Annotated in this window: 13 protein-coding genes and 1 pseudogene; 13 read left to right on the plus strand and 1 reads right to left on the minus strand. The window is 61.9% G+C overall.

The window, feature by feature from the left end:
* The 8 genes from benB to AC1Q61_RS02615 all read left to right on the plus strand — a co-directional run bounded on the left by benB (position 1) and on the right by AC1Q61_RS02615 (position 10641).
* The gene (benB, locus tag AC1Q61_RS02580) at positions 1 to 510 is read left to right on the plus strand and encodes a benzoate 1,2-dioxygenase small subunit (protein ID WP_003939939.1); all 510 of its coding nucleotides are present in this window, start codon (positions 1 to 3) and stop codon (positions 508 to 510) included.
* Positions 511 to 541: 31 nt separating this feature from the next.
* A complete protein-coding gene (benC, locus tag AC1Q61_RS02585; RefSeq protein WP_042925176.1) occupies positions 542 to 2095 on the plus strand; it encodes a benzoate 1,2-dioxygenase electron transfer component BenC in 1554 nt (517 codons plus the stop codon).
* Complete coding sequence (locus AC1Q61_RS02590) at positions 2092 to 2874, plus strand: 1,6-dihydroxycyclohexa-2,4-diene-1-carboxylate dehydrogenase (RefSeq protein WP_007729779.1); 783 nt, start codon at positions 2092 to 2094, stop codon at positions 2872 to 2874. Before benC ends, AC1Q61_RS02590 begins: the two co-directional genes overlap by 4 nt.
* 44 nt (positions 2875 to 2918) lie before the next feature.
* Entirely contained in the window at positions 2919 to 4304 is a 1386-nt protein-coding gene (locus tag AC1Q61_RS02595) for an MFS transporter (RefSeq protein ID WP_208690169.1), read from the plus strand.
* Positions 4301 to 7003, plus strand: a complete 2703-nt coding sequence (locus AC1Q61_RS02600) for a helix-turn-helix transcriptional regulator (RefSeq protein ID WP_050656065.1) — start codon at positions 4301 to 4303, stop codon at positions 7001 to 7003. Before AC1Q61_RS02595 ends, AC1Q61_RS02600 begins: the two co-directional genes overlap by 4 nt.
* A gap of 4 nt (positions 7004 to 7007) precedes the next feature.
* Positions 7008 to 8252 (plus strand): benzoate/H(+) symporter BenE family transporter, encoded by a 1245-nt coding sequence (locus AC1Q61_RS02605; RefSeq protein WP_050656066.1) that lies wholly within the window; start codon positions 7008 to 7010, stop codon positions 8250 to 8252.
* 62 nt (positions 8253 to 8314) lie between these two features.
* Complete coding sequence (gene aztD / locus AC1Q61_RS02610) at positions 8315 to 9562, plus strand: zinc metallochaperone AztD (RefSeq protein WP_050656067.1); 1248 nt, start codon at positions 8315 to 8317, stop codon at positions 9560 to 9562.
* 278 nt (positions 9563 to 9840) lie between these two features.
* Positions 9841 to 10641 carry an NAD(P)H-binding protein gene (locus AC1Q61_RS02615; protein ID WP_042925183.1) on the plus strand — a complete coding sequence of 267 codons (801 nt, stop codon included), beginning with the start codon at positions 9841 to 9843 and terminating at the stop codon, positions 10639 to 10641.
* Positions 10642 to 10859: 218 nt separating this feature from the next.
* Here the strand turns inward: AC1Q61_RS02615 and AC1Q61_RS02620 are convergent, their stop codons facing one another.
* Positions 10860 to 11327, minus strand: coding sequence for a VOC family protein (locus tag AC1Q61_RS02620; RefSeq protein WP_042925187.1), 468 nt, complete (start codon positions 11325 to 11327; stop codon positions 10860 to 10862).
* Between the two features lie 102 nt (positions 11328 to 11429).
* Between AC1Q61_RS02620 and AC1Q61_RS02625 the strand changes: the two genes are divergently transcribed.
* The 5 genes and pseudogenes from AC1Q61_RS02625 to AC1Q61_RS02645 form a co-directional block, all read left to right on the plus strand.
* A complete protein-coding gene (locus AC1Q61_RS02625; RefSeq protein ID WP_042925190.1) occupies positions 11430 to 12404 on the plus strand; it encodes a helix-turn-helix transcriptional regulator in 975 nt (324 codons plus the stop codon).
* 122 nt (positions 12405 to 12526) lie between these two features.
* Positions 12527 to 13732, plus strand: a complete 1206-nt coding sequence (locus tag AC1Q61_RS02630) for an MFS transporter (protein ID WP_051649716.1) — start codon at positions 12527 to 12529, stop codon at positions 13730 to 13732.
* Between the two features lie 102 nt (positions 13733 to 13834).
* Positions 13835 to 14503, plus strand: a complete 669-nt coding sequence (locus AC1Q61_RS02635) for a FadR/GntR family transcriptional regulator (RefSeq protein WP_042925196.1) — start codon at positions 13835 to 13837, stop codon at positions 14501 to 14503.
* 21 nt (positions 14504 to 14524) lie between these two features.
* Entirely contained in the window at positions 14525 to 14953 is a 429-nt protein-coding gene (locus AC1Q61_RS02640; protein ID WP_228401410.1) for a hypothetical protein, read from the plus strand.
* A gap of 119 nt (positions 14954 to 15072) precedes the next feature.
* Positions 15073 to 15434, plus strand: a pseudogene (locus tag AC1Q61_RS02645) (HNH endonuclease); the annotation flags it as partial.

Consider the following 15434-nt stretch of genomic DNA (forward strand, 5'->3'; position numbering starts at 1 on the left):
ATGACTGTCACCACCACCAATGCCGTCGCCCTCGAAACAGTGCAGCAGTTTCTCTACCGTGAGGCTCGCTACCTGGACGATCGCGAGTTCGAGAAGTGGATCGAGTGCTACCACCCCGATTCCGAGTACTGGATGCCCGCATGGGCGGACGACGGCGAGCTGACCACGGACCCGGCCGCAGAGATCTCCCTGATCTACTACCCGAATCGCGGCGGTATCGAGGACCGCGTGTTCCGAATCAGGACTGACCGTTCCAGCGCGACAAGCCTTCCCGAGCCCCGCACCGGTCACAACATCACCAACGTGGAAGTGATCGAAGAACGCGGCTTCGTCGTCGACGTCCGCTTCAATTGGTTCACGCTGTACTTCCGCTACAACACAGTCGACACCTACTTCGGCACCTCGCACTACACGATCGACTTCTCGGGCGAGCAGCCGTTGATCATGAAGAAGAAGGTAGTCCTCAAGAACGACTACATCCATCACGTGGTCGACATCTACCACTTCTGACACGACTTCCCTTCGAATCGAGCTGTTTCCCATGAGCATTCAAGCTGCGCCGACCTTTCAAGTAGCCCTGAGTTTCGAAGACGGCATCACCCGCTTCGTCGAATGCAACACCGACGAGACCGTCGCGGACGCGTCGTACCGCGCACGAATCAACATTCCGCTCGACTGCCGCGACGGAGCTTGCGGCACCTGCAAATCACTCTGTGAGTCAGGTACTTTCGACGCCGGCGACTACATCGAGGAGGCCCTGACGGACGACGAGGCCGAGCAGGGATACTGCCTTCCGTGCCAGATGGTGCCGGAATCTGATCTCGTGCTGCAGATTCCCACCACGTCGGCGGTCGCCAAGACCACTGCCGGTTCGTACACGTCCACCATCACCGAGATCATTCGCCATTCGGATTCCACGGTGGGTTTCACCGTCGCAGTCGACAACCGCGCAGATCTGGTCTTCCTCCCCGGTCAGTACGTGAACATCCTCGTTCCCGGAACCGAAGCGACGCGGTCGTACTCGTTCAGCTCCGGCCCTGAGGTCGCGTCGGCGTCGTTCCTGGTCAAGATCACCCCGGGTGGTCTGATGTCCGAGTATCTCAGTCAGCGTGCGCAGGTAGGCGACACTCTCGAATTGACCGGACCGATGGGTAGCTTCTTCCTCCGGTCAGGTCAACGGAGAGCCCTACTGCTTGCCGGTGGAACCGGCTTGGCCCCGCTGCTCTCCATACTGGAGAAGATGCGTACCGAAAGCTCCACTCGGCCCGTCCATCTGGTCTACGGCGTCAGCTCCGACACCGATCTCGTCGAACTCGACACACTGCACGACTACGCGGAGTCTCTACCCCAGTTCACCTTCGACTACTGCGTATCCGATCCCGACAGCACAGCACCGAACAAGGGCTATGTCACCGGCTTGATCGAGCCCGATCACCTCGACGACGGCAACGTAGACGTCTACCTGTGCGGCCCGCCGCCGATGGTCGAAGCCGTACGTCTGCACTTCAAGGACGTATCGATCACACCCACGAACTTCTACTTCGAAAAGTTCAACAATGCGGCAGCACCGGCTGATTCACCGGCAGCCTCGGCCGAAGAATCAGCTACCGGCACGTACGAGATCGGTGAAGAACATCTGCCGGTCACGGAGTCGGACGCACAGTTCGACGCTCGGATGGCCCTCGAACTCGGAGCAATGGAACTCACGATCGGCCGCCTCACTCCGGCACAGTTGACGGAGTACCGCATTCTGGCGGAGAACTCGGCTGCTTCCATCGACCGCGATCACTTCACGGACGCAGCGGCATTCACCGAAACCAATGCCCTGTTCCACGACTTCCTCTTCCGCTGCACCGGAAACGAAGTGCTCCTGCAGGCATACCACCGTCTCGAGGTCACACAACTGATGAACCGAGTGCTCCGCACCGCCGATTGGGTGGACGAACATGTCGCGGAGGATCACTCACGAATCGTGAGTGCATTCGAGCAGAATGATCGCGCCGCGGCCCGTGATCTGATCGTCCAGCACAGCGAACACGCCAAGTCGACGATGCACCGCGCCATCACTGACGCTCGGGAAAGTGTGGCGTCGTGAGCACGAGATTCTTCGCCGGCCGGTTCGACGACCGGGTCGTGGTCGTCACCGGAGCGGCTCAGGGGATCGGGCGCAGCGTTGCCGAAAGAGTTTCCGCAGAAGGTGGTTCCGTCGCGCTTGTGGATCGAGCTGAACTGGTTCACGACATCGCGACACCGCTGGAGCGTTCCCATTCGGTGACCGCGGACCTCGAGACGTTCGAAGGTGCCCAGAATGCAATAGATTCCGCATTGGAGCGCTTCGGACGCATCGACGTCCTGATCAACAACGTCGGTGGGACCATCTGGGCCAAACCCTACGAGCACTACACGCCGCAGCAGATACAAGCCGAGGTCACACGATCACTGTTCCCCACGCTCTGGACGTGTCGCGCCGTACTGCCCCATCTGATCGAGCAGGCGAGCGGCACCATCGTCAACGTCTCCTCGGTCGCCACCCGCGGTGTCAACCGTGTTCCTTACGCGGCGGCCAAGGGCGGGGTCAGCGCGATCACCGCTGCACTGGCGATGGAAGTCGCGCAGTACGGAATACGCGTCGTGGCAACCGCTCCCGGCGGAACCGAGGCGCCACCACGCGTCGTGGCACGCGGACCGGGTGCCGAGACCGACGAGGAGAAGGCCTGGTACCAGCAGATCGTCGACCAGACCGTCGACTCGTCGCTACTCAAGCGTTACGGCACCCTGGACGAACAGGCTGCTGCTATCACTTTCCTTGCCTCCGAAGAGGCTTCGTATGTCACCGGAACGGTTCTTCCCGTTGCCGGTGGCGACCTCGGCTGAATCCAGCCTCCCCCGATTCCTGATCTCTCGAACGGAGATTCGCCATGTCCTCGATCGAACGTGGTTCCTGGGCCAGTGCCCGCCATCGCTCGTCAGTGTTGTGGGTGGTCACCATCGCCGCCATTGCCATTCTGTTCGATGGATACGACCTGGTCGTGTACGGCACGATCCTGCCCGTACTCATGGACGACTCCAGCCATATCGGCACCTTGACCGCATCTCAGGCCGGCGCGTTGGGTTCGTATGCACTCGTCGGAGTGATGGTCGGCGCACTGACGTGTGGAGCGATCGGCGATCACTTCGGTCGCCGAAAGATGATGCTGGTCAACATCATCTGGTTCTCGGTCGGAATGGCACTGGCAGCGTTCGCCACCAGCATCACCACCTTCGGTCTGCTGCGGTTCTTCACCGGCATCGGTGTCGGTGGGCTTGTCGCCACCGCCGGAGCCATGATTGCCGAGTTCGCGCCGCCGGGACGCCGCAATCTGTTCAACGCCATCGTCTACAGCGGTGTCCCGGCCGGTGGCGTCATGGCTTCCGTCCTGGCGATCGTTCTCCGTGATTCCATCGGATGGCGCGGACTGTTCCTCATCGGCGCCCTGCCATTGGTGTTCCTGTTCCCACTCGCCTGGTTCAAACTGCCCGAGTCTCCCGCGTGGCTGATTGCTCGCGGACGCGTCGAGGAAGCTCGCGCCATTTCCTCGAAAACCGGAATTCCATTGCCTGTCGGTACAGATCGACCCAACGACGCCGTAGCCGAGAAGGTCGGCTTCCGAGCGTTGGCGAGCAGACAATATGTCTGGGGCACCGCGCTTCTCGGCCTGATGAGCTTCGCCGGCCTCCTCCTGACCTACGGACTGAACACCTGGCTGCCCAAGATCATGGAAAACGCGGGATACAACGCGAAGGGTTCGCTCTCGTTCCTGTTGGTACTCAACGGCGGTGCCATCATCGGTGGACTTCTCGCCTCCAAGATCGCGGACGTCACCGGTCCACAGCGGGTTGTCGCAACCACCTTCGGCCTGGCCGCACTCGCCCTGCTCCTGTTCACATTCGGGTTCCCGCTTCCCGTACTCCTCGCCTCCGTTGCCATCGCGGGTGTCGGAACCATCGGTACTCAGGTTCTGATCTACGGATTCGTGTCCAACTACTATTCGACGGCCGCTCGGGCCGCAGGTGTCGCGTGGTGCGCCGGATTCGGACGTCTGGGCGGGATATTCGGGCCACTGATCGGCGGAAGTTTGATCAGCGCCGGAATCAGTTCCGAATCGGCGTTCTACGTCTTCGCCGGCATCGCGGTGATTGGCGCCATCGTCACCTTCTTCGTGCCGAAGCAAGCACCCGACCTGGGTGCCACTGCACTTCGATCCGATGGAGACCGTGCCGAAAAGGAAACCCGTGGTGAGCCCGGCGTTACGGTAGTCGGGTGACACTTCGTGACCTGTTGCTCGGCCGAGAACGCGAGCTCGCCGTTCTCGGCCGAGCCTTGGCCGCGGCAGAGACAGGAGTGCCGACTCTCGTGCTGGTCGAGGGCGATGCCGGTAGCGGTAAGTCCACTCTCGTCGACCGGTTCGCCGAAATCTCTTCCGCTCATACGCTCCGCCGCGCTCGTGGGCTGGAGTGGGAATCGAACACTGCCTTCGGAGTGATCGAACAACTACTCGAACGTCCGGTTTCCAACTCGGACCCGGTCGCCGTTGCACACGAGATCGTCGACGCAGCGGAGCAACTGACCCTGATCGTCGTCGACGATGCCCATCACAGCGATGTCAGCTCGCTTCAGGCAATCACCTCCGCCCTCCATCGAGGCCGAACGGCACCACTGCTGTTCGTCCTCGTCGCCGAGGAAACGCCGTTCCTGCGCGAGGATGTCAGGCAGATTCTCGACCTGCACTGGTCGACGCGTTTGCACATCAGCCCGATCGACGCACCCGTCATCATCGACATCGCGCGCATGCGAAGCGGAATCGACCTCAGCTCCGGCGTCGCGCTCGCCCTTCAGGACTTCACCGCGGGCAACACACTCGACATCGTCTCGCTTCTCGACGAGCTGCCACCTACCTATTGGACCCAGTGGCACCGAACTTTGCCCGTCCCTCGCCATCGTGCAGTATCGATCGCCGCCGCCCTCGCTACGTGTTCGGCGGGAGCACGAACGTTGATCGAAGCCGCAGCAGTTGTCGGGCGCAGCACGACGTTGTCGCATCTTGCTCAGCTGGCCGAAATCGACGACGTGGTCGGCGCCTTGGACAGCGCCTTTGCCAGCGGCCTCCTTTCTGTCCACGAGCAGCGCGGCAGCACCGAGGTGTCACTGAGCAGCACGATGGTCACGGCCGCAGTGCGCGGGGCGTTGGGACCCGCGCACTTGCATCTGCTGCACACACGCGCAGCCGAGATCGCTTGGGGAGAAGGTGAACGGCTTTTCCACCTTGCCGCTGCCAGCACCACCCATGACGAGGACCTCGCCGCCGAACTCGTTGCGTACGCATCACTACGAGCATCCGACGGCGCGTGGTCGGAAGTCGCCGACGCCATGGTCACGGCAAGCCGTCTCACCACGGCCCGAACCGAACACGAGGACCGACTGCTCCGCGGAGTCGACGCGCTGACCGGATCGGGTGACATCCCCCGCGCCATGGTCTTCGTGCCGGAGATCGAGAGTATTTCGCGCGGGCCTCTCCGCGACGCCGTCCTCGGCTACCTCGCCATCCATAGAGGGCGACCGACCGAGGCCGCCGATCTTCTGACCAGAGCGTGGGACAGCTGCAGCGTGGATCGTGAGCCAGGCATCGCTGCGATGATCGCCCAACGAATGGTCCTGCATTCTCTGGCTCGGCTCGATGGCACGGCGCTCGTCGAGTGGGTTGACCGCGCAGTCGAATTGGTGGGCCCTTCTGATCCCGCAGCAGTGGAGTCCGAAGCGATCAAGGGTCTCGGGCTCGGTGCTACCGGAAGAACCGAGAATGCGCTCGCGGCATACGCCGAACTCTCCGATCGTGTCCGCCCCGGAGCCCAAGCACAGCGCTTCCAGATGGGACGCGGATGGCTCGAGCTTGCGTTGGACCACCCGGAGTCCGCCAGACGCGACCTCGAAAGCGCGGTGTCCACAGAGTTTTCCAGTGGTTCGGCAAGAATCTCACTGTGGGCACAGGCCTGGCTCGCCCGCACTCAATTCGCTCTCGGCGCCTGGGACGAAGCGCTCTCGACCGTCGAGGGCGCCGGTGCCGAGGTGGATCGGTTCGAGATCGAGATCATCCGGCCGTTGGTCCACTGGTCGGGAGCACAGATTCACGCTCTGCGCGGCAACTGGGAACTGGCCCGTGACCATGTGCGACGTGCGTACGCCGGCATTCACGCCTACGAAATCATGTATGTTCCTGCACTTCTCGCCAGGGCCCAGGTTGCCGAGGCCGCCGCCGACTACGCCGAAGTTCTGGTGGCGCTGGCTCCGCTCACCTCGAGCAAGGCGCAACAATGGCTCGACGAGCCGGGCTTCTGGCCGTGGGTCGATCTCTACGCCAATGCATTGGTCATGGTCGGGCGAGCTGATGATGCCGACGCCTTTCTGCAACCACACGAGCAGACCGCACGACGTCGGGAGCACCGCTCAGCTGCGGCACGTCTCGGCTACGTTCGCGGCCGGATCCACGGCGCACGGGGCGAACTCGACTTGGCAAGAGAAAGTTTCGATGCTGCACTACTCGGCATCGAGACGCTGCCGCTCCCCTACGACCGAGCCCGAATCAATTTTGCCTACGGCCAAACTCTCCGCCGGGCCGGGAAACGCGCGGAGGCCGACGTCGTCCTCCGCGCCGCCCGCGAGCTGTATCACTCGTTGGGCGCCGCTACTTACGTCGAGCGCTGCGAGCGCGAACTCCGCGCGGGCGGGTTGAACCTCTCGCGGACGGAGAAGGGAATCACCGACCTGACCCCGCAAGAACGAGCCGTCGCCGACCTTGTCGCAGCGGGCAAGTCCAACAAGGAAGCTGCCGGCGAATTGTTCCTCTCCGTCAAGACCATTCAATATCACCTCACGCGCGCGTACGCGAAACTCGGACTGCGATCACGGAGCGAACTCGCGGCTTTGTTCCGCGACCGAGGGCTTTCGGATCCGCATCAGGAGAACTGAGAACATGCCGGACACTACGACGACCGCGCCCGTTCGCGTCGTCACCGAGCCACTCCCCCAACCGCTCTACGGCCCGAAACGGGTCTTGCGCGACTTCGGCGGAACGTCCATTGCCAACGGAATCATCGGCATCGTCTTCTCGGCCACCGGGCCGGTGGCGGTCATTCTCGCTGCGGGGTTGGCGGGTGGACTGAGTCAAGCTCAATTGGCCTCTTGGCTTTTCGGTGCCTTCTTCGTCAACGGCATTCTCACCATCACGGCTTCCTGGCTGTACCGGCAGCCGCTGGCCTTCTTCTGGACGATTCCCGGAACCGTTGTCGTCGGAGCGTCGTTGGAGCATCTGCCGTGGGAGCAAGTGCTCGGAGCGTTCTTCGCGACCGGCGCCCTGATCTTGATGTTGGGATTGACAGGGTGGGTCACACCGATCATGGCCGCATTACCCTTGCCCATCGTAATGGCAATGGTGGCAGGCGTTTTCCTTCATTTCGGAACGGATTTGGTCGAAGCGCCCGCCCACGACGCGGTGATCGCCCTGCCGATGATCGCCACCTTTGTCGCTCTGAGCGTGTTCGCCAAGCTGGGAAGATTCGTTCCGCCCGTTCTCGGCGCGTTGATTGTCGGCGTGGTCGTGATACTCGCGGCCGGAAGATTCAACTCCGCCGGCGACGCGCACGAGTGGCTGGCGCATCCGATGCTGACCACGCCAACCTGGTCTTGGCAGGCGATGATCGAACTGGTTGTACCGCTGGCGATCACAGTCGTCGTCGTGCAGAACGGCCAAGGAATCGCAGTCCTCCGCGCAGCGGGTCATCAACCGCCGATCGGGGCAGCAACGGTTGCCTGCGGTGTGTTCTCTCTCGTGAACGCGGCGGTGGGTTGTGTCTCGACGTGCCTGACCGGGCCGACGAACGCATTGCTCACGGCGTCGGGAGAGCGGACACGCCAATACACCGCCGGAATCTTCTGCGGCTTACTCGCCGTCGTCTTCGGACTGTTCGCCCCGACTTTCGTCGCGATGATGTTGGGAACTCCGACGGCATTCATCGTCACTCTGGGTGGTCTGGCCATGCTCAAGGCCTTACAGGGAGCCTTCGTGACCGCATTCGGCGGGAAATTCACCTTCGGCGCTTTGATCGCGTTCCTCGTGACGATCTCCGACATCGAACTGCTCAATATCGGAGCCGCTTTCTGGGGACTCGTCTTCGGGGTCATCGCCTCGCGCATGCTCGAACGAGCCGACTACACCTGACATGCGAATATTCGCATACTCGACTTTGACAATCATTTACATTAAGCGGTAGATCTATACCCATGCACCTCAACACCCGCATGTCGCGGCGCCTCACCCTTGCCACATCAGTAGGCCTCTCACTCGCCCTCGTTACGGGTTGCTCGTCCGACAACAAGGACTCCGCCCAGTCCGAAACCACGACCACGACGTCGGCCGCACCAACCGAACAGGCCTCGGCAACACCACGTCTCGCCGTGTCGTACGACGGCGGCGTCCTGGTGCTGGATGCAACTTCCCTCGACGTGGTCGGCGAGACCGAGATCGACGGCTTCACCCGACTCAACCCGGCCGGCGACGGTCGCCACGTCATGATCTCTGCCGGCGAAGCATTCAAGGTGCTCGACACCGGCACGTGGTCTTCGGCTCACGGTGATCATTCTCATTACTACACAGCCGATCCCGCGATGTCCGAGGTCGAGTTCGCAGCCAACGAGCCCGGACACGTCGTACGCCATGCCGGAAAGACGGTCCTCTTCAACGACGGCTCGGGACTGGTCGAGATCTTCGACCCGGTTCAGTTGGCAAAACGTCAGCCCCGCGTCGAGACGTACACCACCCCGGAACCCCATCACGGCGTCGCGGTCGCACTTGCCGACGGCAGTCTGTTGACGACAATCGGAAATTCGGAGTCCCGCAACGGCATAGCTGTCCTCGATGCCGACCGCAAGGAAATCCTGCGCAACGAACAGTGCCCAGGTGTCCACGGCGAAGCAGTCGCTGCCGGCGAAGCCATCGTGCTGGGCTGCCAGGACGGGTTGCTCGTGTACAAGAACGGAGCGATCACCAAGGTCCAGAGTCCGGATGCATACGGCCGCATCGGAAATCAGGCAGGCTCGGAGGAGTCGGACATCGTGCTGGGTGATTACAAGACTGACAAGGACGCCGAACTCGAACGTCCGCAACGGGTCTCGCTGACCAACACGACGACGTCCGAACTCAAGCTCGTCGACCTCGGCACCAGCTACACCTTCCGCTCACTCGGCCGCGGACCGCACGGAGAGGCACTGGTACTCGGCACCGACGGCGCCATCCACGTCATCGACCCGAACACCGGCGTCGTCACCAAGAAGATCGCCGTTATCGACGCATGGACCGAGCCCACCAAGTGGCAAGAGCCCAGGCCCGCGCTCTTCGTAGAAGATCACACCGCTTACGTCACCGACCCCGCGTCGAAGAAGCTGATCGCAGTCGACCTCGAGGACGGCAGCATCCTGACCGAGACCACCCTCGATCACGCCCCGAACGAATTGACCGGCGTAACCGGCTGATTCCCACCCTCGCTTCGGCCCCCATCTCACACCGAGATGGGGGCCGGAGCCGTCCTCGCGACTCTTACAAGGCAATCTCGATTCGTAGGCGGGCCGTACGGTTCGTTAGTCCTGCTAGAGTCACTTCAATGCTTTCTTGCCGCACTTCCTGACCACCATCCGCAGCATTAGCTTGTTACGTCGCCCTGGGATGACGATTCTGTGTGCCTTCATGGGGATTCGCGATAGCCGAATCCCTATCTGACCACTCACCAGAATCCACCTTTGGAGTACGTACCATGAGAAACTTTCTCGTCACCGGAGCCACCGGAAACCTGGGCGGCGCTGCGCTGCGCATCCTGCAGGCACATACCGGATCGAACACCCACGCATTGGTCCGAAGTACTACCCAAACCGATGCACTCGGTCATCAGGGGATCGATACGCGAGTCGGCGACTACACGGATCGCGCGAGTTTGCGGACCGCGTTCAGGGGCATCGACGGACTGCTGTTCGTATCGAGCCCGGCGCTCGATCCGAATGTCGGAATAGAGCAACACAAAGCTGTTGTGCAGGAGGCAGTCTCGGCAGGCGTCGAGCACATCGTGTACACAAGTGCGATGGGAGCGCAGCACGATCCCGGTCATCGCACTACGGAAATCGAGCTGCAGGAGATCGGTGTGAGCCACACTGTCCTCCGCAATGCTCTCTACTCGGATGCATTTGCTGCCAAGGTAATTAACGACATGGAGTCCGGACCCATCGTTTCCGCCGGCGCGGGAAGTTCTCTGGTCACCTCCTCCATTGCCGATCTCGCCGAAGCAGCAGTCATCGCGCTGACATTCCCTCCCACCAAGCAGGTGTGGGAACTTCGAGGCCCGGCCTGGACCTTCGATCAACTCGCCGAAGCAGTCTCAGCCGAACTTGGCAGGACAATCGAGCACCGCGAGGTGGGCGACCTCGAAACCGGACCCTTTGCTGTGCTCTTTCCACTGATTCGCAAAGGGATCTTCAGCGAAGAGTCCGATGACCTGGCAACACTGCTACAACGCGCCCCTCAGCCAATCGAAGCCGTTGTCGCCCAGCTCTGCCGGAGCTGAACGATGGGCAGGACCACGACTGACCGCGGCACGAGTCAGCGTGGAATAACTTTCCGCAGAGGTTCGTTGTAGAGGGTGTCGGTGTTCGGTTCTTTGCCCCGGGTACCACCCCAGAATTGCCACTTCGAGTGGCCACTTGCCGAGAGGCGCAAGACGGGCACCGACGCGCTGGAGCCGCTGGACACCTTTCGGTGCCAGCGGCTTTGTCGTCTGAATGATCAGGCCGGGTTTTCGCCGGCAGCGACGTCGAGGATCCACGTCACCCCGAACGCATCGGTGAGCATGCCGAAACCGGGGCTCCACGCCGCGGCGGCAAGACCCTCGATGATCGATGCACCAGCAGAGAGTTTGGCCCAGTAGTTCTGCACCTCTTCGAGGGTTTCACCGCGAACCGAGACGAAGAACGGTTGGTCGGTGATCGTGGTGCCGTTCTCGCGGTGTGTCGAGCCTGCGTTGCCGGCCGAGCCGCCCGACTGTCCTGGGATGTCGTATGCCATCACGCAGAATCCGTCCGCTGTCTCCACCTGGCCGAACACGATGTTCTCAGCGCCGGGCACCTCCTTGGGCATCCCGAAGTCGCCGTAGGTTGCGATCGTGACCTGGCCACCGAAGACGGACTGGTAGAACTCCAGAGCCGCGCGGGCGTCTCCGCGGAAGTTGAGGTGGGTCGTTGTCTTGATGCTCATGTCTGCTCCTGGTACGAACGTCGCTCGGGTTTTCCCTGACAACGTCGACTCTCACAGCCGTATAGGACTGTTTTCGTCCTAGACTCGTCGTAGTCTCACCGCATGGCGACCACCACTCGACTCTTGAATCTGCTGTCCCTCTTGCAGACGAGACGCGACTGGCCGGGCGCTCTACTCGCCGAGCGGCTCGACATCAGCCATCGCACGGTCCGCCGCGATATCGACCGGCTCAGGGAGATGGGTTACCGCATTGCGGCGACCATGGGCCCGGACGGCGGATACCGACTCGACGCCGGCAGCGAGCTGCCACCCCTGCTGTTCGACGACGATCAGGTCATCGCACTGGCAGTTGCGCTGCAGGCGGCGACGCTGACCGGCGTCGGTATCGAAGAGGATGCGGTTCGAGCGTTGACCACTGTGCGGCAAGTGATGCCGTCGCGTCTGCGCCATCGCCTCGACGCGCTCACGTTCACCACGATTTCGGCCGGTTCCGGCGACGCAGACTCCGTGTCCCCAGAGGTGCTCGTAGCGATTTCCGCTGCAGTCCGCGCTCGCGAGGTGTTCCGCTTCGATTACTCGAACGACCACTCAACCGACAACAGCGAAATAACACCCCCGCGCCGAGTGGAGCCGCATCATCTGGTGACCTCCAAGCGTCGCTGGTATCTCGTCGCGTGGGATCTCGCGCGAGACGACTGGCGAATCTTCCGCGCCGATCGCATCACCCCACGCACCCCGAACGGTCCCCGGTTCACGCCGAAGGAAATCCCCGGCGGCGACGTCAGCGAATACGTTTCCGCGCGCTTCAAAGGATCGGAACATATCAACAATTGGCCGTGCCACGGCAAGGTCGTTCTCCATCGACCAGCCAGTTATGTTCTTCCCTTTGTCGGGGAAGGCATCGTCGAAGATCTTGGCCCCGAGCAGTGCAGTCTCGAAGCCGGATCATGGTCTTGGACGGCGCTGGCAGCCTCCTTCAACCGATTCGACACCGACATCGATGTCGTCGGCCCGGCAGAACTTACCCACGCTTTCGCGCAACTCGCCGCCCGCAACGCCGCGACTGCTGAGAGTTAGTCAGTCGTCTCGAATGAGATCCAGGTCTCCAACGCAACCGTGCGCCCGCGGGTTCGTGATAGCTTTCAAGTCCTCAGAGGACCTGAGGACTTGAAGACCTGAACGAAGGGATGCCCAAGGAGATGAAGAAGGGGCAAGTTGCATTTCTCACCGGCACACACGTCGTGAACGATCTGTACCAGGGGGCTGTGCCTGCGCTGTTGCCGTTCATGATGCTCGAACGCGGATATTCCTATTCCGCGGTCGCCGGAATCACGCTCGCCGCGACCGGACTATCCAGTGTCGTGCAACCTGCATTCGGCATGCTGGTCGATCGAAAGAGCCGAAACTGGCTGGTACCCACAGGTTTTGTGACGGCCGCAGCAGGCATTGTCGTGGCAGCGATGAGCACCACCTACATCGTCACTTGGCTGGCAATTGCCGTGGCCGGCATCGGCATCGCCGCATACCATCCTCCCGCCACAAATTTGGCACGCGCGGCTGGAGGTCATTCACAGAAAGCCATGAGCGTGTTCTCCGTGGGCGGTACGTTGGGCGCCTCGCTGGCGCCACCGTTTGTCACGCTCGTGGTTGGCTCACTCGGTTTGTCCGGCGGCTATCTACTCGCAGTTCCTGCAGTGGTGGCGGCTATTTGGTGGATGGTCGCCCAGTCGCGATCGGCCAACACGGGTGCGGCCGAGTCAGCCCAGTCGTTGAGTGCGCAACTGGCAGCGAACGGTCCCGTGTCAGACGATTGGCGCTCGTTCACACGACTCGTGCTGGTAACGGTCTGTTGGTCAATTCCGTACGTGACCACACTGTCGTTGGTCTCACCGTTCGTGCTCAACGCACTGAACGGATCGTCCTCGAGCGCTGCAATCGTGTTGTCCTCCTTCACATTGGCAGGAGCGGCCGGAACGCTACTGGGAGGAGTCCTCGCGGACCGTCGTGGTCGACGCGCATCCATCCGACTCGGCTACCTGCTTGCGGTACCTTCACTGGCGCTGCTCGCTGCCGCTCCGAACGTTGCAGTTGCCGAATTGGGAATCGTCTGTCTCGGATTTGCTATGTTCCTGCCCTTCGCGCCACAGGTGACATTGGCGCAGGACTACCTACCGAATCGCCCCGGCACAGCAAGTGGGGTGACGCTCGGACTCGCGATGTCCGTGGGAGGCATCGCATCTCCGCTGTTCGGCTACCTGGCAGATCACTTCGGACCGCGCATGGCGATCGGGGCGACAACTGCAGTGCTGTTCGTCGGCGCCGTCATCGCATTCACGTTGCGCGATCGACGCCTCGACCCGGAAGACGAGACGGAGCGCGAACTGGACGTCATCGCCCTTCGATAAACCATAAGACGGCCCCGTAGTCTGAAGATTCATCGGAGGACATGAAGTATTACTCGGTGAGCCGCTCCATTGCGGTTCACCGAGTCAGTCAGGAGCAGTCACATGGCAGTGCGCCAGATCAAGCAGCAGTCGCTGGTACAGAAAGCCGCGGACGAACTTGCGCGCCTCATCGGCGACGGCGAGTGGCCGGTCGGGACCAAAATCCCGAACGAGCAGGATCTGAGCACACTCCTCGGAGTCGGGCGTTCGACCGGCAGAGAGGCAGTTCGCGCACTGATTGCGTCGGGCCAGCTCTACTCGCATCAAGGGTCCGGCACCTACGTCATGTCCTCGACACCGGTCACAGAACTCGAGCGAGAACTCAAACGCTCGGACCGCCGCGAAGTCTACGAAGTACGCAGACTCCTGGAAGTGGAAGCGGGCCGCCTGGCTGCCATTCGCCGAACTTCGGCCGACGTCGATCTGTTACAGGCAGCACTCGAAGCCCGTGAAAATGCCTCGACACCAACAGAATTTGTCGACGCTGACATGGAACTACATCGCGCCGTGGTGAATGCTGCGCACAACAGCGTGCTGTCGATGGTGTTCGATTCATTCATCGAAACCCTCCGCAACTCGGCCCTCGACGTGATCACCGACGTCGCGGCGCGAGACCCCGAATCGATCGACGACGAAGCCGCTGCCCACCGAGATCTAGTGGAAGCCATCGTCGCGGGTGATGCCGACGCTGCCAGCGCGGCTACGCGCAGGAACATGGACGGGCTCGACTGACCCTCTCTATCGTTGTCAGGCATGACGTCCACATCGCTCCCTCCACGGGGTCTCCGGATCGGTCTGTCCGCCATCGCGTGGCTAAACCTGCTCTCTGCGCTCGTAGGAATGGCGGGCCTGACGATCGGCGGCGGGATGGGCCTGCCTCCTGAGTGGATCGAGGGAACCGTCTTCCCTTCATATTTCTGGCCCGGAATCCTCCTCGGCGTTGTCGTCGGAGGCATCCAGGCCGCCGCGCTCTTCGCTCAGCACAACAGGTTCCGTCTGACGTGGGGCCTGCACGCGGCCGCCGGCCTGACCATGATGATCTGGATCTTCGTCGAGATCGCCATCGTTCTCGCCTGGTCGCCGCTGCAGGGCATCTTCTTCACCACCGGACTAGTCCAGACGATCCTCGCCGTTCTCGCACTCGGCGCCTGGCCTCACCCCTTCCTCCAACGAGTCGAGTAATGACGGAACCTGTTCTCGAACAACAGAATCACGACGGCCGGGCCCACCTCACCTTCTCGAAAAAGCCCTTGACTCGAAAGTATGTTCGAGTATGATGGGAGGTGGAACGGGGGGTTCTCATGACGATCAACATCACCGACGAAGATACTGTCACCGACGTGGTCAACAGCTCCGCCGTGGGTGTGCGCGGACGATTGTGGCGGCTTCACCCCAGCGACGTCCGCGAGATCGCCATCACCGCGTCAGCGGAAATCCTTCGCCTGAAAGCCATTCGAGTGGCCGCCGTCGACACCCTGACGTTGAACCCGGACGAACAAGTACTCTGCTACCGCGGCACCGGACAATGGCTCGCGAACCACACCATGCTGCAGATCTCCACCGGCAGAAGAATCGCAGCCCTGGGCAAAGCGCTACGGTCGTTTCCCGAGATCGAAGACCAATTCGATGCCGGTGACCTCACTTTCGAGCACGCAGCACTGAT

This window comes from Rhodococcus sp. MPR-R1B (genome assembly GCF_058793255.1).